This is a genomic window from Kocuria sp. CPCC 205260, from assembly GCF_040981045.1.
Lineage (GTDB): Bacteria > Actinomycetota > Actinomycetes > Actinomycetales > Micrococcaceae > Kocuria > Kocuria palustris.
Map to the genome: position 1 here is coordinate 288,080 of NZ_JAVKPT010000001.1, position 21,715 is coordinate 309,794.

16 protein-coding genes and 2 tRNA genes are annotated in these 21,715 nt (G+C 71.5%); 8 read left to right on the forward strand and 10 right to left on the reverse strand.

Annotation, left to right across the window (positions count from 1 at the left end; translation table 11 throughout):
* Positions 1-150 precede the first annotated feature (150 nt).
* The 4 genes from RF645_RS01230 to RF645_RS01245 form a co-directional block, all read right to left on the reverse strand.
* Positions 151-837, reverse strand: a complete 687-nt coding sequence (locus tag RF645_RS01230; RefSeq protein WP_006215150.1) for an ATP-dependent Clp protease proteolytic subunit — start codon at positions 835-837, stop codon at positions 151-153.
* 50 nt (positions 838-887) lie between these two features.
* Positions 888-1,517, reverse strand: coding sequence for a ClpP family protease (locus RF645_RS01235; RefSeq protein WP_006215149.1), 630 nt, complete (start codon positions 1,515-1,517; stop codon positions 888-890).
* A gap of 209 nt (positions 1,518-1,726) precedes the next feature.
* Positions 1,727-3,100, reverse strand: coding sequence for a trigger factor (gene tig / locus RF645_RS01240; RefSeq protein WP_368818425.1), 1,374 nt, complete (start codon positions 3,098-3,100; stop codon positions 1,727-1,729).
* A 131-nt stretch (positions 3,101-3,231) separates the two neighbouring features.
* A tRNA-Pro gene (locus RF645_RS01245) sits at positions 3,232-3,304 on the reverse strand.
* A 235-nt stretch (positions 3,305-3,539) separates the two neighbouring features.
* Between RF645_RS01245 and RF645_RS01250 the strand changes: the two genes are divergently transcribed.
* Positions 3,540-3,613 (forward strand) — tRNA-Gly (locus RF645_RS01250).
* Positions 3,614-3,815: 202 nt separating this feature from the next.
* On the opposite strand, the gene RF645_RS01255 is transcribed toward RF645_RS01250, so the two are convergent.
* The gene (locus tag RF645_RS01255; RefSeq protein WP_368818426.1) at positions 3,816-4,751 is read right to left on the reverse strand and encodes an Fpg/Nei family DNA glycosylase; all 936 of its coding nucleotides are present in this window, start codon (positions 4,749-4,751) and stop codon (positions 3,816-3,818) included.
* Between the two features lie 3 nt (positions 4,752-4,754).
* Positions 4,755-5,264, reverse strand: coding sequence for a ribose-5-phosphate isomerase (locus RF645_RS01260; RefSeq protein WP_024290667.1), 510 nt, complete (start codon positions 5,262-5,264; stop codon positions 4,755-4,757).
* Positions 5,265-5,468: 204 nt separating this feature from the next.
* Here RF645_RS01260 and pepN point away from each other — a divergent pair, with 204 nt between their 5' ends.
* On the forward strand, positions 5,469-8,114 hold the full coding sequence (gene pepN / locus RF645_RS01265; protein WP_368818427.1) for an aminopeptidase N: 2,646 nt from the start codon (positions 5,469-5,471) through the stop codon (positions 8,112-8,114).
* Positions 8,115-8,401: 287 nt separating this feature from the next.
* Positions 8,402-8,845 carry a globin gene (locus RF645_RS01270; RefSeq protein WP_285730985.1) on the forward strand — a complete coding sequence of 148 codons (444 nt, stop codon included), beginning with the start codon at positions 8,402-8,404 and terminating at the stop codon, positions 8,843-8,845.
* Positions 8,846-8,851: 6 nt separating this feature from the next.
* Here RF645_RS01270 and RF645_RS01275 read toward each other — a convergent pair whose 3' ends face one another.
* Complete coding sequence (locus tag RF645_RS01275; RefSeq protein WP_368818428.1) at positions 8,852-9,517, reverse strand: hypothetical protein; 666 nt, start codon at positions 9,515-9,517, stop codon at positions 8,852-8,854.
* 1 nt (position 9,518) lies between these two features.
* Positions 9,519-10,025, reverse strand: a complete 507-nt coding sequence (locus RF645_RS01280; protein ID WP_368818429.1) for an acyl-CoA thioesterase — start codon at positions 10,023-10,025, stop codon at positions 9,519-9,521.
* 213 nt (positions 10,026-10,238) lie between these two features.
* Here RF645_RS01280 and RF645_RS01285 point away from each other — a divergent pair, with 213 nt between their 5' ends.
* Positions 10,239-11,087 (forward strand): acyl-CoA thioesterase, encoded by an 849-nt coding sequence (locus tag RF645_RS01285; protein ID WP_368818668.1) that lies wholly within the window; start codon positions 10,239-10,241, stop codon positions 11,085-11,087.
* Between the two features lie 98 nt (positions 11,088-11,185).
* Here the strand turns inward: RF645_RS01285 and RF645_RS01290 are convergent, their stop codons facing one another.
* Positions 11,186-12,463, reverse strand: a complete 1,278-nt coding sequence (locus RF645_RS01290) for an MFS transporter (RefSeq protein ID WP_368818430.1) — start codon at positions 12,461-12,463, stop codon at positions 11,186-11,188.
* Entirely contained in the window at positions 12,460-13,170 is a 711-nt protein-coding gene (locus tag RF645_RS01295) for a siderophore-interacting protein (RefSeq protein ID WP_368818431.1), read from the reverse strand. The genes RF645_RS01290 and RF645_RS01295 overlap by 4 nt, the downstream gene beginning before the upstream one ends.
* Positions 13,171-13,389: 219 nt before the next feature.
* Between RF645_RS01295 and RF645_RS01300 the strand changes: the two genes are divergently transcribed.
* From RF645_RS01300 to RF645_RS01315, 4 genes are read left to right on the forward strand one after another with little or no spacing between them, the layout of a single operon-like run.
* Positions 13,390-14,946: an aspartate aminotransferase family protein gene (locus tag RF645_RS01300; RefSeq protein WP_368818432.1), complete on the forward strand. Its 1,557-nt coding sequence runs from the start codon at positions 13,390-13,392 to the stop codon at positions 14,944-14,946.
* Positions 14,943-16,931, forward strand: coding sequence for a GNAT family N-acetyltransferase (locus RF645_RS01305; protein ID WP_235586733.1), 1,989 nt, complete (start codon positions 14,943-14,945; stop codon positions 16,929-16,931). Before RF645_RS01300 ends, RF645_RS01305 begins: the two co-directional genes overlap by 4 nt.
* A complete protein-coding gene (locus tag RF645_RS01310) occupies positions 16,928-18,820 on the forward strand; it encodes an IucA/IucC family siderophore biosynthesis protein (protein WP_058871034.1) in 1,893 nt (630 codons plus the stop codon). The genes RF645_RS01305 and RF645_RS01310 overlap by 4 nt, the downstream gene beginning before the upstream one ends.
* On the forward strand, positions 18,817-21,663 hold the full coding sequence (locus RF645_RS01315; RefSeq protein ID WP_235586734.1) for a GNAT family N-acetyltransferase: 2,847 nt from the start codon (positions 18,817-18,819) through the stop codon (positions 21,661-21,663). Before RF645_RS01310 ends, RF645_RS01315 begins: the two co-directional genes overlap by 4 nt.
* Positions 21,664-21,715 lie beyond the last annotated feature (52 nt).

Sequence of the window (21,715 nt, forward strand, 5' to 3'; positions counted from 1 at the left end):
TGCGCCTGGGTGTCCGCCCGCTCGGCGGACGTCGCCGCGCCCGTCATGGGCCGACCGGGGCTCGAGGCGACGAGACGGCGGGAGGGCGAGGCGCCTGCGTGCGCCTCGCCCTCCCGCCGGAGGATCAGCCCTTCGGCCGATCCCGTGGTGTCACGGGGTGACGGTCTTGGGCTTGACCGCCTTGCGCGACTCCAAGACGTGATCCACGATCCCGTAGTCCTTGGCCTCTGCGGCCGTGAGGATCTTGTCGCGCTCGATGTCGCGGTTGATCTGCTCGGAGGACTTGCCGGTGTGCACCGCCATGGTGTCCTCGAGCCACGAGCGCATGCGCACGATCTCGTTGGCCTGGATCTCGATGTCCGAGGCCTGTCCGCCGCCCTGGCCCTGCATGGCCGGCTGATGGATCAGCACGCGGGCGTTCGGCAGCGCCAGGCGCTTGCCCGGGGTGCCGGCGGCCAGCAGCACCGAGGCGGCCGAGGCCGCCTGGCCCAGGCACACGGTCTGGATCTCGGGGCGGATGAACTGCATGGTGTCGTAGATGGCCGTCATGGCCGTGAACGAGCCGCCCGGCGAGTTGATGTACATGGTGATGTCGCGGTCCGAGTCCTGGGCCTCGAGCACGAGCAGCTGCGCCATGACGTCGTCGGCGGAGGCGTCGTCGACCTGGACGCCCAGGAAGACGATGCGGTCCTCGAACAGCTTGGTGTACGGGTTCTGACGGCGGTAGCCGTAGGGAGTGCGCTCCTCGAAGTCCGGCAGGACGTAGCGGGAGGAGGGCATGTGGGATGCCGCGGAGCCGGCGCCGTAGGCGGCGGCCATGGCCTGGTGGTTGTGCATGGAAGTCATCCTCGGTTCCTTCGGAAGATCAGCGGGCGTGGACTGCGGGCTCAGGACTCGGTGTCCTTGCGGGTGCCGCCGCCCCCGGAGACGCCCGAGGCGTTCGCGGCGATGTGGTCGAAGAAGCCGTACTCCAGGCCCCGCTCCGCCGTGAACCAGTTGTCGCGGTCGTTGTCCTCGAGGATCCTCTCGATGCTCTGACCGGTCTGCTCGGCCGTGAGCTGGGCCAGGCGCTTCTTCATGTCCATGATCAGCTCGGCCTGCACGCGCACGTCCGAGGCCGTGCCGCCCATGCCGCCCGAGGGCTGGTGCATGAGGATGCGGGTGTTCGGCGTGGCGTAGCGCTTGCCGGGCGTGCCCGACGACAGCAGGAACTGCCCCATGGACGCGGCCAGGCCGGTGGCCACGGTCACGACGTCGTTCGGGATGAGCTGCATGGTGTCGTAGATCGCCATGCCGGCGGTCACCGAGCCGCCCGGGGAGTTGATGTAGAGGTAGATGTCCGCCTCGGGGTCCTCCGCGGACAGCAGGAGCATCTGCGAGCAGATCAGGTTCGCGTTGCGGTCCTCGACCTGCGAGCCGAGCCAGATGATGCGCTCGCGGAGCAGGCGGTTGTAGACGTAGTCGTCCTGGCCCATGGGGCCGGGCGTGGTCTCCATTCGCGGCTGCGACGAAGTCATGGGTGCGTCCTCTTCTCGGGGTCGTTCTGATTGCCTCCGACACTAATCCGGCAGCGGGGCCGCGCGGGTAGCTCGGCGGCGGTGTTCGCTGACGGCTGTCGCGGGCCTGCGGATCCCCGCGACGACGACGGCGCCCCGTCCGATCGGACGGGGCGCCGTACGCTGGGCCCGGGGCGGGCCTCCCTCAGGAGGCGCTCACCGGGATCGGATCACTTGCCGTCGTTCGGCTCGACGATCTCGTCGGCCTCGACAGCAGCGTCCGAGGCGGCGGCCTCGGAGGCCTCCTCCGCGGTCTCGTTGGCCGGCTTCACGAAGTCGGACAGGTCGACGGGCTTGCCGTTCGAGTCGGAGACGGTCGCGTACTCGAGGACCTTGGCCAGGGCCTTGCGACGACGGACCTCGCCGACCATCATCCCGGCCTGGCCGGAGCCGTCGAGCATCTGGGCGAACTGGTTCGGGTCCATGCCGTACTGCTGCGACGTGGTGACGATGTAGTCGATCAGCTCGGACTGCTCCACGCCGATCTCCTCGGCGTCGGCGACGGCGTCCAGGATGATCTCGTTGCGGAACGCCGCACGGGCGTTGTCGCGGACCTCGTCGCGGTGCTCCGGGGTGTCGTGCCCGGCCTCGGCGTTCGGGTTGTTGAAGTGCTGCTCGAGCTGGTCCTCGATGATGGACTCCGGGACCTCGATCTCGACGAGCTCCACGAGCTTGTCGAGGACCTTGTCGCGGGCCTCGATGCCCTGCTCGACGACCACGGAGTCGGCGGCCTGCTTCTTCAGGTCGGCGCGCAGCTCCTCGATGGTGTCGAACTCCGAGGCCATCTGGGCGAAGTCGTCGTCGGCCTCGGGCAGCTCGCGCTCCTTGACCGCCGTGACCTTGACCTTGACGGTGGCGTCCTCGCCGGAGTGCTCGCCGCCGGCCAGCTTGGTCTCGAAGGTGGCGTCCTCGTCAGCGGACAGGCCCAGGATGGCCTCGTCCATGCCCTCGAGCATGTTGCCCGAGCCGATCTGGTACGACAGGTCGTTCGCGGCGTCGACCTCCTCGCCGTCGACCAGTGCCTGGAGGTCCAGGGTCACGAAGTCGCCGTCGGCGGCCGGGCGGTCGATGCTCTTCAGGGTGCCGAAGCGGCCGCGCAGCTCGTCGAGGGCCTCGGTCTCGTCGGCGTCCTCGGCGTCACGCGCCTCGACCTCGACGGTCAGGCCCTTGTACTCAGGCAGCTCGATCTCCGGGCGCACGGTGACGTCGACGGTCGCCTTGACGTCCGCCTCGCGGTCCTCGGAGGAGGGCTGCTGGGTGACCTCGAGCTTGGGCTGGGCGATCGGGGTGAGCTCATTCTCCGCCAGGGCCTGCTGGAAGAAGGAGTCCATGCCCTCCTGGAGGGCGTTCTCCACGACGAAGTCGTAGCCCACGCGCTGCTCGATCAGCTTCGAGGGGACCTTGCCCTTGCGGAAGCCCGGCACCTGGATCTGATCAGCCAGGGACTTGTAGGTGCGATCGAGGTACGGCTTGAGCTCCGCGAACGGGATCTCCAGCTCGATCTTGGCCTGGGTGGGGCTGACTTTCTCGACGGTGCTCTGCACTGGCGATGCACTCCTCAGTGGATTCGGATCGGTGATGATGCGATGTCTGCTCGGCCTGCGGACCGTCACTGGGCCGCAGGCACGGACGGCGTCCTCGTGCACCGCGCACAGCACGGCGACGGGGACAGGCGTCGGGGTGACAGGACTCGAACCTGCGATCTCCTGCTCCCAAAGCAGGCGCGCTAGCCACTGCGCTACACCCCGTGGGCGTGCGGGCCGCGCGCTGCCGGAGGGACCCGGCTGGAGCCGGTGGCACACGCTGCGGGGTCCGCTGACCGTCCGCGGTGCCCGCGCCTGGGCGCGGACACCGCACGAGTCTAGCCGCACGCACCGTCATGCCGCACCCGCGGGGGCTCCGCGCGGTTTGCCGAGGTGGTCTGCGTGGGGTAGTTTCATCGTCGCTCGTGCTCATCGGATCCGATGCCGTCGACGCATGCGCGGGGATGTAGCTCAATGGTAGAGCCTCTGTCTTCCAAACAGATTACGCGGGTTCGATTCCCGTCATCCCCTCCAGAATCGAGGGCCCCGGCGATCAGCAGATCGCCGGGGCCCTCGTCGTCGCTCTGCCGGCTGGTGACAGATCTGCAGCCCCTCAGCGCTGAGGGGCTGCAGATCTGTCATCAGCTCACCAGGAGACGGCACCGCACACTCGTACCGGTGGTCCAGGCCGCACTTCGGCACCCGATCAGCATCGATCGCGTGCGCTGCTGCGGCCTCAGCGGGGTGAGACCGGCGGCTGGCAGCTCGGGCACCAGAACAGCGCACGCCCGGCCAGCTGCTGGCGCTGCACCGTCGTGCCGCAGCGACGGCAGGGCAGGCCGGCTCGGCCGTAGACATAGTTGGCCTGCTCGGGCCATGCTTCGGCCTCGTCGATCCCGGGGCGGTCCGACGGATCCGTGGTGATGATCCGTCCAAGTCGCACGCCGGTGCGCATGAGCTCCACGTTCTCGCTCCACAGCGCCTCGAGCGTCTCCTCGGAAGCCGAGGCCCCCGGCAGGAACGGATCCACGCCCTGACGGAACAGCGACTCGGCGCGGAAGATGTTGCCCACGCCGGCGATCATGTCCTGCTCCATGAGCAGCACGGCGATCGGACGACGGCTGCGGGCCGCACGCGCGCAGAAGGCAGCCGGGTCGGCATCTGGATCCAGCGGATCGGGACCGAGCTTCGCCTCAGCGGCAGCCGCTTCGTCCGGGCTCTCCACCGTGCACAGCGCGGGTCCGCGCAGATCGGCCCAGCCGTGGTCTCCGACCAGGCGCACTCGCACGGCGCCCACGGGCGGATCGGGGATCACGCGGCCGTCGTCATCGTGCTCCACGGACTGGAGGGAGTCCTCCGACTCGCGCTCCCCCAGCCGGCGCGGAGCCCCGATGCTGGAGGCGGCGGAGAACTCGGAATCTCCCGCGAAGCCCCAGGCGCCGTAGATGCCCAGGTGCGAGCGCATGATCAGGACGTCGGAGGGATCATCCGGGGCCGCCAGCTCCAGGAACAGCTGCTTGCCGTGAGCGTGCGAGGACACCAGCCGCCGGCCGTCGAGCATGGCCGCGCCGTCGGAGAAGCGACCCTGCGGACTGGACACGACCAGAGCCTGCCCGCCGAAGACGTCGCCGAGCTGAGTGGCCAGGCGGTGGGCCGAGTGCCCTTCCGGCACGGGTCAGCCCCGATAGGCGCGGGCGGTCACGGCGTCGTAGTGGCCGACGACCCTCCCGGTGCGCTCGAACTCCTCGATCTGGGCGATGCGGCGCACGTGGCGCTCGTCGCCGGAGAACGGCTCGTTCAGGAAGGCGAGCACGATCTCGAGGCCCTCCTCCTGGGTGTGCTGGCGTCCCCCGAGCGCCACGACCTGGGCGTCGTTGTGCTCCCGGGCCAGCTTGGCTGTGTCGAGCGACCAGGCCAGCGCGGCGCGGATGCCGGTGACCTTGTTGGCCGCCATCTGCTCGCCGTTGCCGGAGCCGCCCAGCACGATGCCCAGGGAGTCCATCCCGGCCTGGCGGTCCTCGATCACAGCCTGCGCGGCGTGGATGCAGAAAGAGGGGTAGTCATCCAGGGCGTCATAGACCTCGGGGCCGTGATCGATCATCTCGAATCCGCGCTGCGAGAGCTGTTCGACCAGGTACTGGGACAGCTCCATTCCGGCATGATCCGTGGCGATGTGCACGCGCATTAGCGTTTCAGCTCCTCGAGTTCTCGACGGGCGCACGGACCGCGCCCCAGATGCGGCCCCAGCCTAATCGCCTGCTGCGACGTGCGAGGCGCATGGCATCATGGGCAGAACGCCCGGGAGGCCCCTCCCCCACTCAGCGCGAAGATGCCCTGATGAGCCGCCGCCCGCACCGCAAGTGGAGAACCGTCCGGAAAGGACCCGACCGTGCCCGGAAAGAACCTGACCCGCGCGGAGGCCGCCCAGCGCGCCGCCGCCCTCGAGGTCGCCTCCTACGACGTCGTGCTGGACCTGACGACCGGCGACGAGACCTTCGAGGCGCTCACGACCGTCCGCTTCACGTGCCGGGAGACGGGTTCGGACAGCTTCATCGACGCCTTCACGGCCTCCGTGTCCTCCGTGCGCCTCAACGGCCGTGAGCTGGATCCGGCGGAGGTCTCCGACGGCGTGCGCATCCTCCTGCCCGAGCTGGCCGAGGACAACGAGCTCGTCATCGCCTCCACCATGCAGTACACGAACACCGGCGAGGGCCTGCACCGCTTCGTGGACCCCGCCGACGGCGAGGTCTACCTGTACTCGCAGTTCGAGGTCGCCGACACGCGGCGCATGTTCCCGGTGTTCGAGCAGCCGGACCTGAAGTCCCGCTTCGCCTTCACGGTGACCGCGCCGGCGCACTGGAAGGTCGTGTCGAACCAGCCCACCCCGGGGCCCGTCGTCGAAGGCGACAAGGGCACCTGGGCCTTCGCCCCCACCCCCGTGCTGCCGCCGTACATCACCGCACTCGTGGCCGGCCCGTACGAGGTCGTGCGCGACGAGCTGACCTCCAGCGACGGCCGCACCATCCCGCTGGGCGTCTTCGCCCGCAAGTCGCTGATGGACCACGTCGATGCCGAGGAGATGTTCCGCATCACCAAGCAGGGCTTCGAGTTCTACGAGGCCCAGTTCGACACCCCGTACCCGTTCGAGAAGTACGACCAGCTCTACGTCCCGCAGTTCAACGCGGGGGCCATGGAGAACGCGGGCGCTGTGACCTTCGTGGAGTCCTACGTCTTCCGCTCCAAGCCGACGCAGGCCCGCCGCGACCGCCGCGTCATCACGATCCTGCATGAGCTGGCGCACATGTGGTTCGGCAATCTCGTGACCATGCGCTGGTGGAACGACCTGTGGCTCAACGAGTCCTTCGCCGAGTACGCCTCGACCCTGGCCAGCGCACAGGCCACGGATGTGGAGGGCGCCTGGACGATCTTCGCCTCCGGGGAGAAGTCGTGGGGCTTCGAGCAGGACCAGCTGCCCACCACGCACCCGATCAAGGCCGAGATCGCCGATCTGGAGGACGTGCTCGTCAACTTCGACGGCATCACCTACGCCAAGGGCGCCTCCGTGCTCAAGCAGCTCGTGGCCTGGGTGGGCCAGCCGGAGTTCATGGCCGGGCTGCGCACCTACTTCCAGGCCCACGGCTGGGCCAATGCCGAGCTGAAGGACCTGCTGGTCGAGCTTGAGAAGGCCTCGGGTCGCGATCTCAAGGACTGGTCCCAGCGCTGGCTGGAGACCGCAGGGGTCAACACCCTGATCCCTCGGGTCGAGCGCGACGACGACAGCGTCATCACCTCGTTCGCGATCGAGCAGACCGCCCCTGAGCAGCTGCCGACCCTGCGCCCGCACCGCCTTGCGGTCGGGTTCTACGACGTCGACTCCGCGACCGGGCTGCTGCAGCGCACCCACCGCCACGAGCTCGACATCGACGGCGCGCTCACCGAGGTCCCCGAGCTCGTGGGGCGCGATGCCCCCGACCTGATCCTGCTCAACGACGACGACCTGGCCTACGCCAAGATCCGCCTGGACGAGTGCTCGCAGGACACCGCGGCCGAGCACCTCAAGGACTTCGCGGACTCGCTGCCGCGCGCCCTCGTGTGGCAGGCCGCCTGGGACGGCGTGCACGACGGCGTTACCCCGGCCCGCGCCTACGTGGACACCGTGCTGAACAACATCGGACAGGAGTCCGACTCCACCACCGTGAACCTGCAGCTGCGCCGGCTGGACCAGGTCCTGGACTCGTACGTGGCTGCGGGAGCGCGCCAGGCGACTGACCACGATGCCGCCACCCGCCTCTGGGAGCTCGCCGAGAAGGCGGCACCCGGCTCGGATCATCAGCTGCAGTTCGTCAGCGCCTTCGCCCGCCGCGCCTCGACCGAGGAGCATCTGGACCTGGTCCAGCAGCTGCGCTCCGGTCAGGTCCGGCTCGAGGGCCTGGAGATCGACGACGACCTGAGCTGGTCGCTGCTGATCAGCCTGGCCGCGGGCGGCCGCGCCGGCGCCGCTGACATCGACGCCGCGCTGCAGGCGGACAACACCGAGCACGGGGCCATCTCGGCCTCCTCGGCCCGGGCCGCGATCCCCACGCCGGAGGCCAAGGCCGAGACCTGGCGGGCCGTCGTCGAGGAGGGCACCATGCCCAACTCGCTGCAGGCCGCCGCGATCGCTGGGTTCCGCAAGACCCAGGATCCGCAGCTGCTCGCCCCGTACACGCAGCGCTACTTCGAGCAGGTCACCGACATCTACCGCACGCGCTCGCACGAGCTCGCCGAGCAGATCGCGGTGGGCCTGTTCCCGCGCACGGCAGTCCAGGCCACGGTGGATGCCGCCGATGAGTTCATCGCGCAGATCCCCGAGGACCTCAACGGCCTGCGCCGCCTGGCCCTGGAGGGTCGGGACCGCGTGGTGCGGGCCGTGGCCGCACAGGAGGTCGACGCCGCCCACCCGGCATCCCCCGGCGTGCACGAGCCCGATCTCACGGCTCTTGCCGATGCCGAGGCCGCCAAGCGCACGCCCGCACCGCGCACCACCATGGAATGACGCGCCCCGACCCCACGCTGTCTGCAGCACAGCACCCTGCAGCACAGGACCCCGTGTCCGGCGACCCCGAGGAGGCCAGCATGCCCGAGCCCAGCGCACCCCGAGACTCCGACGACCGTGAGGATCCCTCGACGGGCGAGGCGGCCCCGCAGGCAGCCGGCGACGGGGCTTCGACCGGTCAGGCTCCGCACGTATCGGCGCCCGTCCCCGACCCCGCTCAGCAGCCGACGGCGCCGGAGGCTCCTGCCGATGCGCGGCTGATCCCGGTGGGCCGCCCGCTGTCGGCCATGCGCCGCCCGCAGCGCAGCTCCGGCTCGGTCTCAGGCTCCGGCGAGCAGAGCGCGGAGTCCTCGCGCAGCTCGTCGTTCTACGACGAGATCGGCGGGCATGAGACGTTCGCCAAGCTCACCCGCGAGTTCTACGCCCGGGTGGCCGAGGACGAGCGCTTCCGCTCCATGTATCCGGAGCAGGACCTGGGTCCCGCCGAGCGTCGGCTGCGGATGTTCCTGGAGCAGTACTGGGGCGGGCCGAGCACGTACTCGCAGGAGCGGGGCCACCCGCGCCTGCGCATGCGGCACATGCCCTTCACGGTGGACACCTGGGCCCGCGACACCTGGCTGAAGCACATGCGCGCCGCCGTGGAGACGCTGGAGCTGTCCCCCATGCACGAGGGCGTCCTGTGGGACTACCTGGAGCGCGCGGCGCACTCGCTCGTCAACAGCCCCGGCTGATCGTCCTCAGCGGCGGATCAGCACGAACCCGCCGGGACACGCCAGCCGCGCCCAGGAGCCGTGCACGGCCACCGGGACCTCGGAGTCGTCGTCGGCGCGCAGGAAGCCCAGGGACCAGGCGGCGAACGCCGCCCCGACCGGCACGTCCACGGCGTGACCGGGAGTCTGCCCCCACTCCGAGACCCGGCCCCAGACCTGCGAGCGCACACGGTCGACGATCTCCTGCCCGGAATCCGTGGGCACGGTGCGCGCGACCTCCTCGATGCCGTCGCGGGCCGCGCGCACGAGCTCCGGGGCCGGGGTTGCCGCAACGGTCTCCCAGCCCGACAGCGACGGCGAGATCCCGGCCCAGGCCGCGTGGGCGTCATGAGGCGGCAGGCCCAGCAGGGTGTCGTCCTGATCCGCGCGCGGGATCCGGTCCAGCACGGCCGCCAGCGACACCACGACGTCGAGCTCGGAGGCCTCGGACAGTCCGGCGGTGCGCAGCCCGAGCACCGTGGGCGTGGAGTCGAGCAGCCCCTGCTTGGCCAGGGCGCAGGTCCAGATCCCCACGGCACCGCCGACGGCCTGGAACCGCACGGCTCCTTCGGCATCGACCGCCCGGGCTCGGCTCAGGTATGTGCCGACGTCCTCGACGGACTCCCGGTCCCGCAGGCGCAGCGAACGTCCCATCTCACGCCTCCTGAGCGCCCGAGCCCTCGTGGGCTGCGGTCTCGGCCGGACGGCGGCCGAAGACGATCGGATCCCCGCTGCAGTGCTCCAGGAAGGCGCGCTGCTCCGGGCCGAATGCCTCCGGGCGGCCGGTCCTGGCGTCGATCTCGACGGTCGTGGACTGGGCGATCGCGTAGACGGTCCCGCCGCCCGCGTCCTGGAGCCTGTAGTTGAGCACATAGGAGCTCGTGCCGATGTGGGAGGCCCACACCTCCACCTCGATCTCGGAGGTGCGGTAGTGCAGCTGCGCCAGGTACTCGACCTCCTGGCGCCCGATCACGGTCAGGCGCTGCCCCACGAGCTCCCGGAACGTCACGTCCCCCGGCACACCGGGGACGCCCTCCAGAGTCGACTCGCTGAGACGCACTCGCGCTTCCTCGAAGTACTGCAGCTGGATGACGTTGTTGGCGTGGCCGTACGAATCGATGTCACCGAAGCGCATCTGCACGGGGATCCTCAGGGAGCTCATGCCTCCCATGGAAGCACACGGGCACGACGCCCGAGGCTCATCCGATCCCGCTGCGCCCGCGCATAGAGTGGGTCCATGACCCAGTCCTCCAGCGACCGCAGCCGCCCCTCCTCCGCCGTGCCCCCCGCTTCCCCGTCCACCGGCACGGGGACCGGAACCGGTGGCGAGGAGCCCGCCAAGGATCCTGCCCGTCGCACGCAGGATCTGATCGACATGCTCCAGCTGGCCGATGGCGGCGGGGCCCGCACCCACGAGGACATCTTCGTGGGACGCACCCTGTCGGCCATTCGCCGGGCCGTCTACGGCGGCCAGGTGCTGGCGCAGTCCGTGATCGCGGCGGGGAGGACGGTCGAGGAGCCGTCGCGGCGCATCCACTCGATGCACGCCTACTTCTTGCGCGCCGGAGACATCGACGAGCCGATCACGTTCGGTGTGGAGCGCATGCGCGACGGCCGCTCGTTCTCCACCCGGCGCGTGCATGCCTACCAGTCCGGCAGCACGATCTTCTCCGGGATATGCTCGTTCCAGGAGCCCGCCGAGGGCCTGGAGCACCAGGACCGGATGCCGCAGGGCATGCCGGATCCGGAGTCCCTGCCCACCGCCGAGACGCTGCTGGAGGGCGTGCCGCTGTCGGCGGCCCGCTCGGTGATCGAGCGCCCGTTCGACATCCGCTACATCACCCAGCCGATCTACCTGGCCCCGGACGAGGATCGCCAGCCGTTCAACGCCGTGTGGGTGCGCACCCACAGCCGCCTGCCCGATGACCCTCAGCTGCACCAGGCCGCACTGGCCTACGTCTCCGACTACGTGATGCTCGAGCCCGCGCTGCGCCGCCACGGCAAGGTGTGGACCCAGAAGGGCATGTCCGTGGCCTCGCTGGATCATGCCATGTGGTGGCATCGCCCGGCTCGCGCCGACGAATGGCTGCTCTACGTGCAGAGCTCCCCGTCGGCCTCCGGAGCCCGCGCGCTCGGTGAGGGCCGCATGTTCGACCGCGATGGGAACCTGGTGGCCACCACCATGCAGGAGGGCATGATGCGACTGCCCGAGTTCGCGGACTGAGGACGAGGGCTGGGGAAGGAGCGGATGCTCGCCAGCCGCGACTCGGCTGGCAGCATCCGCTCGGAACCTGCGTCGATTCCCATACCGGAGACGGGAGCTCAGCCGCGGCCTGCCGCTCGACCCCAGACCCGCTGATGCCGCTGTGCGGTGAGGATCCCGGCGGCGGCCACGACCAGGCCGACGAGCAGGGAGATCGGGTAGCCGGTGAACGCTGCGACCGTGAGTCCGGCCCAGGCCCCGATCGTCCCGGCGAGCATGTTGAGGCTGCTCAGCAGCGTGAAGTCGGTCCCGGCATGGTCGGGGCGCGAGAGATCCAGGTTGACGGCGTACATGCCGGTGTTCGCCACGGTGTAGCCCGCCAGGATCAGGCAGGCGCCGAGGACGGCTGCTGCCCCCGCGGTCGCGGAGGCGCCTGAGCCCAGCACGAGCGGCAGCAGGAGAAGACCGCCCAGCAGCTGGACGCCCGCCCCCAGACCCATGATCGGAGCCCGTCCCCATCGGCCCATCAGGCGCCCGGCCAGCAGGCCGGCACCCAGGGCCGGGATGGAGGCCAGCACGGAGGTGGTGAGCCCGATCCGGCTCAGCGACCAGCCGGCGTCGGTGAGGATGGGGGTCACCAGCGACCACATGCCCGCCGAGCCCATGGCCACCAGCGGGATGGCGCCCAGGCCCCACAGCCGGGCTCCCGGCTGTGCCAGCACGCCCACGACATCGCGCAGGCGCAACCGGACGTGCTCGAGGTCCTCGCGCTCCGGCTCCCGGCAGCGCAGCACGGGGATCATGGCCGCAGCGGTGCACAGCACCAGCAGCACGACGGCCGCGCGCCAGCCCCACTGGTCGTGCACGACCAGCGCCAGCCCGCCGCCGATCACCGTGCCGACGTAGCTGGCGGCCACCTGGACACCGGCGCCGTCGTCGTGCCTGTCCTCGGGCAGCTGACGCACGGATAGCGCGTCGGCGGCGATGTCCTGCGTGGCGGAGAACAGCACGAACAGCCCGGCGAGCACGGCCACCGGGCCCAGCTGGGCGACCGGGTCGCCGATCAGCGCCAGGCCCAGGAGGCTGAGGACCATCAGCGACTGCAGCAGGATCAGCCAGGCTCGATGATGGCCCGCCGCCCGTGCGGGGCTCCAGCGGTCCACGAGCGGCGCCCACAGGATCTTCAGCGGCCAGATCAGCCCGAGCAGCTGCAGCAGGCCCAGCATCGCCAGGTCCACCCCGCCGCTGCGCAGGATCCCGGTGAGGCCGGTGCTGATGAACGACGCCCCGATGAACTGGGTGGTGTACAGCGCCCAGAGCAGGCTCCACAGCCCTGCGGCCACGTGCGGCCGCGCGACGGAGGCCCTCGGGGTGCTCGCGGTCCTCGCCCGGCTCATGCGCTCCTCCAATATGCCGTGGCCTCGATCGCCTCGCGGCCCACGCCGTGAGCGCGCAGCATCGACGACACCCCGCGGGTGTCGCGGGCCTCAAGCGCGATCCAGTAGCGATCCTGCGGGCTCGGCGGCTGCTGCGACCAGCGGCTCTCCAGGACGGCGCGCACCCCGCTGCTCTCGTCGCTGCGGTGCACCCTGTGGCCTTCCGCAGTCGGCCCCAGGTGCAGCGGCAGCTGCCGGTCCTCGGGCAGCCTGTGCTCGAGCCAGACCTCTGCCGGAGCCTCGCCCAGCGATTCGAGCAGCGAGTTCATCGCGGGCAGCGCTGCCGAGTCGCCGATGACGATCGTCCGACCGCTGAACGGGACGTCGGGGTCCACGGCCTTCCGCGCGCGACGACCGCGGGGCGCCCAGGGCGGCTTGCTGCCCAGCAGCGACGCTCGGATCGTGTCGCCGGGACGGCACTCGCGCGCCCAGTCGCTGGCCGCGCCCTCGTGCATGGCGAACTCCAGGCTGAACCGGCCGGCGTCGACATCGGGATCCACCAGGGTGTAGGCCCGCTGGTGGTCCCGGCCTCCCTCGGCGAACCACAGCCGCAGCCACATGGTCGGGTGCGGGACCCTGCGGGCCAGCAGTCCGCCGTCATCCAGCTCCAGCCGCAGGTACGACGGCGCGATCTCCTCCCGCCCCAGAACTGTGAGCTTGGTCTCCATCGACCCCATGGCACGCACCACGGCACTCTCTATCCTCGCCATGCTCCCTCTCCCGCTGGGTTCTGCCGGTTCGGCCAGCTCGCAGTGAGCCGCCACTCAGGAAGATTAGGCTAACCTCACTGTTCGTTGCGGCCGGGAGGAACACCCCGTGTCCCCCGATCGTGACGACCCGTGTCCCACCGGTCCCCTCGCGGACCACGGCGAAAGGCAGTCTGCTCCATGCCCCCAGCCCCCGACCGCACCGACTCTGCGACCCACCGGCCGCCGACGGTCGCAGCCTCCGCGCAGGACGATCTGCTCGCCGCTGCCACCGCCCCGCGCCTGCGCGAGGCCGTCGCCTCCGCCGCACGGACCTCCTCGGCCCGCCTGGCCGAGGCAGGCGCGGCGCACTCCCCCGCCGGATTCGACCAGCTCACCGCGCTGATCGATCCGATCGACCTCGACCGGCCGCTCGGGGATCTGGACGCCGCGCTGGCCGAGCTCGACGAGCTCTGGCTGCGCCACGCCGTGTGGTTCCATCTGCCGCGCACTGCAGCCCACCTCAACTGCCCGGTGGCCGTGCCCGCCGTGGCCGCCGAGACCATGGCCGCGATCGTGAACACCTCGGTGGACACCTGGGACCAGTCGACCTCGGCCACCCTGATCGAGCGGCGGCTGCTGGCCTGGACCGCGCAGCGCATCGGCTTCTCCGACGGCGCCGATGGCATGTTCACCCCCGGCGGCACGACCTCGACCCTGCAGGCGCTCATGCTTGCCCGGGACGAGGCGCTCGAGCGCTCCGCGGCGACCCCGCGAGCCGAGCCCCGGCCCGTGCGCGCGGCTCGGCTGCGGCTGCTGGCCTCCGAGCAGAGCCACTTCTCGGTGCTCACCGCAGCGCACATCCTGGGCCTGGACGACGATGCCGTGGTCCAGGTGCCCGTCGACGACGACGGCCGCATGCTTCCCGAGGCCCTCGAGCTCGCACTGGAGGATCTGCGCACCCAGGGCCTGGTCCCGGCCGCCGTCGTGGCGACCGCCGGGACCACGGACCGCGGCGCCATCGATCCGCTCGAGCGGATCGCCCGGCTCTGCGCCGAGTCCGGGACCTGGCTGCACGTCGACGCCGCCTACGGCGGCGGCCTGCTGGCCTCGACGACTCAGCGGGAGCGCCTGGCGGGGATCGAGCAGGCCGATTCGGTGACCATCGACTTCCACAAGTCCTGGTTCCAACCGGTGTCCTGCTCGGCCGTGATCGTGCGCGATCCCCGCACGCTGCGGCACTGCACGCATCACGCCGACTACCTGAATCCGGCCGACACCCCGGAGCCCAACCAGGTGGACCGCTCCCTGCAGACCACGCGGCGCTTCGATGCGCTCAAGCTGTGGACGACCCTGCGCGCCATGGGCCCGGAGCGGATCGGCGACCTCTTCGATCGCTGCTGCGCCCTGGCCCAGGAGACGGCCCGGGAGATCACGGCCGATCCGCGCTTCGAGCTGATCGCGCAGCCGTCGCTGTCCACGGTGCTGTTCCGCTGGCTGCCCCTGGACGGCTCGGACCCGCAGGCTCTCGTGCGCCCAGTGCGGCGCCGAGTGTGGGACGACGCCTCCTCCACGGTCGCCGAGACCGTGGTCGATGGTCAGCGCTGCCTCAAGCTCACGCTGCTGAACCCTGCCGCTCAGCTCAGTGACCTGCGCGCCGTCCTGGACGACGTCCACCGGGCCGGGGAGGCCGTGCTCGCCGAGCGCGCTGCCCAGCCGCATCCCGACATGGCCCAGACCGCAGAGAGGATCCGATGACCATGCGCTCCACCGCCGAGACGGGCTCCGCAGACGAGCCGCTGGACCTGCTGTGCGTGGGCCTCGGGCCTTTCGGCCTGGGGCTGGCCTGCCTGGCCGATCCCTTGCCGGACGTGCGCGCCGCCTTCCTGGACCGCAGACCTGGCTTCGACTGGCATCCCGGGCTGCTCTTCGAGGACGCGACGCTGCAGGTCCCCTTCCTGGCGGACCTGGTGACCATGGCCGATCCCACCTCCGAGCACTCGTTCCTGAACTGGCTCAAGGAGACGGGGCAGCTCTACTCCTTCTACGTGCGCGAGTCCTTCTATCCGCTGCGACGCGACTACAACGCGTACTGCCGCTGGGCCGCCTCCCGCGTCCCGGGACTGCACTGGGGCCAGGACGTCCTCGAGGTCCGTCGCCCGTCCGGCTCCGGGGCCTGGCAGGTCCGCTCCCGCGACGACGACGGTCTCGAGCAGCTCTGGTGGACCCGCCACCTCGTGGTCGGGGCCGGCACGATCCCCACCCTGCCGAAGGCGCTGGATCCTGCGGGCGATGCGGTCCTGCACGCCGGCGACTACCTGGCCCACCAGGACCGGCTGCACGGGCAGGATCATGTCACCGTGCTGGGATCGGGGCAGTCGGCCGCAGAGGTCGTCGTCGATCTGCTCGAGGATCCCCACGGCCCGGCCGTGGACTGGGTGACCCGCTCCCCGCGCTTCTACCCCATGGAGTACTCCGAGCTCTCGCTCGAGTTGACCTCCCCCGAATACCTGGATCACTTCCGGGGCCTTCCGCAGGATCAGCGGGATGCGATCAACCGCGCCCAGCCGCAGCTGCACCGCGGCATCTCGGCAGAGACGATCACCCGGATCTACGAGGCGCTGCACGTCCGCCGCGCGGCCGGCGGGCGTGCCCCGGTGCGGCTTCTGGCCGCGACCGAGCTCGTGGCCGCCGCCCCGCACGACGCCCGGACGCTGCTGACCTGGCGCTCGATCGAGACCGGACGCAGCCGCGAGACCGTGACGGACGCGGTCGTGGCCGGCACCGGCTACGCCCCTGCTCCCCTGCCGTGGCTGGAGCCCGTGCGCGCTCAGCTCAGCCTGGACGGAGCAGGACGCCTGAGCCCGGACCGATGGCACCGAGCCAGCTCCGACGGCACCCTGCACGTGCTCAACCACACCGAGCACACCCACGCCCTGACCGCCCCGGATCTCGGCATGGGCGCGCTGCGCAATGCGATCGTCCTGGGCCACGTCACCGGTCGGCAGCCGTATCGGACGGAGCGGCGGACCATGTTCCAGAGCTTCGGCCGCCTGCCCCAGCAGCACTGGGGCCCCCGCACCGCCGAGGCCCAGCCGTTCTGCGCCGAGATCGACGGGCGCCGCTTCATGCTGCGTCCGGTGGACCCGCAGCGCGACGGCGCCGCGCTGCACGAGTGGCTGAGCCGGCCTCGGGCCAGGGCCTGGGATCTCGTCGGCGCAAGCCCCGAGCGGATCCGAGAGGTCTTCGAGGCGATCGAGCGCGCCGATGACATGGAGGCCTGGCTCGTCGAGGAGATCGTGGCCTCGGATCCCGAGCATCCGGTGCGGCGCGGCTTCGTGGAGACCTACGACCCCGCACGCAGCCCGCTGGCCGAGCACTGGTGCGTGCGCGACGGCGACGTCGGGCTGCACTTCTTCATGGCCCCGGCCCAGGATCCGGTGCCCGGGACGTCCTCGGCCGTCATGGCGGCGGCCCTGCGGCTGCTGTTCAGCGACCCGTCCGTCCAGCGCGTCGTCGTGGAGCCGGACGAGACCAACCATGCGATCCGCGCCGTGAACCGCAGCGCCGGCTTCCGAGAGCTCGGACCCCTCGAGCTGCCGGAGAAGACCGCCTGCCTGTCCGTGCGCGAGCGCACCGCGGCCGACGCAGCGCCCGAGACGTCCGAGGGCACCTCGGCTTCCGAGCACCCGTCGGCCGGCACCCTGACCGTCGATCCCGCGAGCGAGGAGGATCCCCGATGACCGAGACCGCCCTGACCGGAGCCGAGACCGCGAGCTCCGCCGGACCCACGCCTGCCCCGAACCTGGATGCCGAGGGCGCCGAGCAGCTGCAGCGGCTCACCCTGGCCAAGCTGTTCGCGGAGTTCGCCCACGAGCGCATCCTCGCGCCGCGTCCGGAGGCGGGGGGTTGGGTCGTGGACGATCACACCGGCACGCCGCGCTGGCGCTTCCGCGCGAGCCGCCACCCGATGGAGCACTGGCGAGTGGATCCGTCGTCGATCCAGCGCCTGGACGACGATGGCTGCCCCGGCTCAGCGCCTCGCGATCTCGACGCCCAGCAGGCGATCCTGGATCTGCGCGAGGTCCTCGAGCTCACCGACCGGGTGCTGCCGCTGTACCTGGAGGACCTCTCCGCCACGCAGCTCACCTCCGCCCGGCGTCAGGCCCGACCCGCACCGAGCTCCCGCGAGCTCGCCGCGAGCCCCCTGGAGCTCGTCGAGCAGCATCTGCACGAGGGCCACCCCGGATTCGTCGCCAGCTCCGGCCGGATCGGCTTCGGCGCCGCCCAGCAGGAGCGGTGGGCGCCCGAGGCCCCGGAGCCGACCCCGCTGGTGTGGCTCGCCGCCCGCCGCAGCGGCTGCGTCCTCTCGCTCGGCCGTGAGATGGATGACCTTGAGCACATGGAGCTTCACCTGCTGGGCCCGGAGCGCGAGCGCTTCCGCGCTGCCGTGCGGGAGGCGGGCGAGGACCCGCAGGACTACACGCCGATCCCCCTGCACCCCTGGCAGTGGGAGCACCGGATCCTGCCCGGCATGCTGCCGGACGTCCTGCGCCGGGATCTGATCCTGGTGGGCCCCGGCGAGCACCGCTGGCGCGCCCAGCAGTCAGTGCGGACCTTCCTGGACATGGACGATCCGGCCCGCGACTACGCCAAGACCGCGCTGGGCGTGCATTCGATGGGCTTCCTGCGCGGGCTCTCGCCGGCCTACATGGAGGCCATGCCCGCCATCAGCGACTGGCTCGACGACATCGTCTCGGCCGACCCCGTCCTCAGGGAGTGCGGCGTGGAGGTCCTGCGCGAGCGCAGCGCCGTGGGATGGGTGGGCGATGCCCAGCACCGCTCGGGGCTGCGCAGCGATCACACCAAGCAGCTCGCCGCGCTGTGGCGGGAATCCCCGGTCGCTCGGCTGGCCCCCGGGGAGCAGGCCGCCAGCCTCGCCGGGGTCCTGCACACCGATCGCAACGGCGTGCCGCTGGCGCGCGCCTGGATCGAGCGCAGCGGGGTCGATGCCGAGACGTGGATCCGTGCTCTGCTGAAGGTCTACCTGCTGCCCGTCGCGCATCTCGTGCTCTCGCGCTCGATCGCGCTGATGCCCCATGGCGAGAACGTGATCCTGCGCCTGCAGGACGGCCTGCCGGTCGGCGCCTTCTGGAAGGACCTCGGCGAGGAGATCGCCGTGATGGATGATCAGCCCCTGCCTCCGCAGATCGAGCGCATCCGCACCCTGATCGAGCCGGAGTCCCAGGAGCTGTCCGTGCACACCGACGTCCTGGACGGGGTGCTGCGTCACCTGGGTGCGCTGCTGCACGCCGACGGCGTGCTGGACGAGCAGCGGTTCTGGGGCGCGGCCGCCGAGGTGCTCGACGAGCACCGTGCGGCCCATCCCGAGCTGTGGCGCGGTCACGATCTCTTCCGCGAGGACTTCGCCCACTCGTGCCTCAACCGCCTCCAGCTGCGCGACCCGCAGTCCATGGTGAGCCTCACGGACCCGTTGGGCTCCCAGATCCTCGTGGGGCGGATCCGCAATCCGCTGGCGCAGTTCCGCGGCGTCGGCCCCACCTCGGACGAGATCGGAAGTCCGGCCGGCGTCGAGGTCAAGTGCCGGGACGAGGCGGCGAGCCGCCCATGACCGATCCGGATCCGCACGGCTGCGAGCTCTCCGGCGACGGGTGGGCCGTGTTCCGCGACCCGCACGGCGTGCCGCACGTCCAGGCGCGCGACCTCGAGGCGCTGGCCTTCGGTCACGGGGCCGTGACCGCCCGCGACCGGGTGTGGCAGCTGGAGGTCCTGCGCACCCGGGCCGAATCCCGCAGCGGGCATCTGCTGGGCTCGGAGCACGACGACGGCGACCATCTCAGCGCCGCCCTCGGCATCGAGGAGACGGCGCGGTCCTGGTGGGAGGCCGCCGGGTCTCAGGACCGCGTGTTCCTGGCCGGCTACGCGCGCGGGGTCAGCTCGCAGCTGTCGCAGGCCTGGGCAGCAAGCCCCGAGGTGCAGTCCCTGGGCCTCGGTCATCGTCCTCCCCGGCCCTGGCAGCCGTGGACGCCGATCGCGGTGCACCTGGACGTTCACCTGCTGGCGGGAAGTCTGCCGGAGCAGCTGTGGCGCCACCGGGTGCGCCGGCAGCTCGGAGCGCAGTGGCTCGACGCCCTGGACGCGGAGAGCCCCCGCACGGCCGGATCCAATGCGTGGCTGGTCCCGGGGCGGCTCAGCGCCTCCGGCGCCCCGATGATCGCGGCCGATCCGCACCGGATCGTCGAGGAGTCGGGGCCCTACCAGCCGGTGTGCCTGTCGTGCCCCGGTGTGCGCGTTCGGGGCTTGGCGCTGGTGGGCCTGCCGGGCGTCCCGCACTTCGGGCGCACGGAATCAGCGGCATGGGCGATCACCGCCTCGATGGCCGTCACGGAGCAGCTCGCCGAGATCACCGTGGTGCGCTGTGGCGGGCAGCTGGTCCTGCAGGAGACCGGTGAGCCTCTCATCGAGTCCGGGTTCCGGGACAGCACCGGCGCACTGCGCGTGATTCGTCGCTGCCGCCAGGGTCGGGTCCTGCCCGGCAGCAGCGAGCGCGAGGCTGCGCTGTCGGACCTGCCCGAGGGCGGCGCCGCGTCCGTGCTGGTCGTGCGCACGGCAGCCGAGCAGCTGTCGCCAAGCTCTGCGGCCACGGCCCTCAGCGCCTGCCGCACTCTGCTCGGCGCCGGCACCGCTGCCGATGTCCTGGCCGCGGCACAAGGCTGGGCGGTGCCCGTCAACGACCTGGTCGCGGCCGACACGAGGGGCAGGTGCGTGCACGCCGTGATCGGTGCGGCCGCGCGCCCGCTGCCCGAGCCCCGCGACGTCGACGACCTGCTCGTGCGCGCCAATCAGCGGCCCCCGGATCCCATCGCGGCCGGATCCGTCCTGGGGTGCGCCCCTCCCCATCGCGCCCGGCGCGCAGAGCACCTGCTGCGCCAGGCGCTCGCGGACAGCGGTGCGATCTCGGCGGAGGACCTGCTCAGCGCCCAGCTGGACACGCGCTCGTCGTCCCTGCTGGGTCTGGTGCACGCGCTGCTCGCTCCGGCTGACGCGCAGAAGGACTCCGACGACGACGCCGGCGGGACCGTCGATCCTGCCGCCGGCCCCTGCGCGGATCGCACCGCCGGCTCGTCCAGCCCCGTTGCAGGATCGGAGGTCGAGGCCGTGCGCCAGGAGCTGCTCGAGTGGGACGGGGAGATGGCCGCGGACTCCGTCGTCGCCGCGCACGCGGCCCAGTGGCGGGATCTGCTGGCCCGGCACCTCGCGGGCCATCCGGCGCTCGAGCCGCTGCGCGGCGCCACGGGCCTGCCGCCCCTGTGGGATCCCCTGCTCGGGACCACCCCTCGGGTGGGGCTGGCCCTCGAGTCGATCGTCACCCTCGGCCCGGGGCTGGGGCTGGATCCCGGCCCCTGCGCCGAGGCGGCGCTCGAGGAGCTCGCGGCGCAGATGGACAGGCCGTCCGGCTCCCCGTGGGGAGTGCAGCACGCCTTCGCCCCGTGGAGGGCCTGCGACCAGCTGCTGCCCTTCGCTCCCGTGCCCGTCGGCGGGGATTCCGATGCGCTGCTGGCCGCAGGCGTGCTGCCGGGCCTGGGCGCAGGCTGCGCTCGTGTGCCCTCGGCGCGGGTGCTGTGGGATCTGGCGCACCCGGCCGCCGCGGCATGGATCACCCCGGACCCCGTGGACCGCGGCCAGCTGGGCTCGCGACCGCTCGATCGGTGGGCGGCAGGCGAGATCGATCAGGCGCTGCCGTGGGTGCCGCCTGGGGCTCCGGCGTCCACTGACCGTCTGCACCCGCTGGGAGGCCTGCACCTGCGCCGTCCTGCCGCGCAGGTCACGTCCGAGGCTCCGGTCGGCGCTTCCGCAGAGGAGTCCACCGGTGCCCCCGGGTTCGGCCCCGACGCTCCCCTGCTGAGCCTGCGACCGGTGGATCCCCTGGCCGATGCCGAGCTGCTGCACGGCTGGGTCAGCTCACCGCACGCCGTCTTCTGGGGCATGGGAGGACTGGACGCGGAGACGGTCTCGGCGATCTACGCCGAGATCGCAGCCTCCGACAGCCACCACGCCTGGGTCCTCGAGCTCGAGGACCGCCCCCTGGGGCTGCTGCAGACCTATCAGCCGCACGCCGACCCCATCGGCGGGGCCTATCTGCCGCGGGCCGGGGATCTGGGCATGCACCTGCTCCTCGCCCCGGCCCGGCGGCCGCAGCCCGGATTGACCTCTGCCCTGGCGGAGTCGCTGGCGCAGTTCCTCTTCGCCGACCCCGCTACCCGGCGCGTGGTCGCCGAGCCCGATGCCTCGAACTGGCGAGCGGTGCGGAGGATGCAGCGCACCGGCTTCGAGCTCGGCACGCAGATCCGGCTTCCGGACAAGACCGCCCAGCTTGCCTTCCTGACTCGCGAGGCTCTGCAGGGCGCCCGAGCCAGGGGCGGTGCCGCGGCTGATCCGAACCAGCGCACATGATGACGAGGGCCCGTCGTCATCCGGTGCAGGATGACGACGGGCCCTCGAGGCG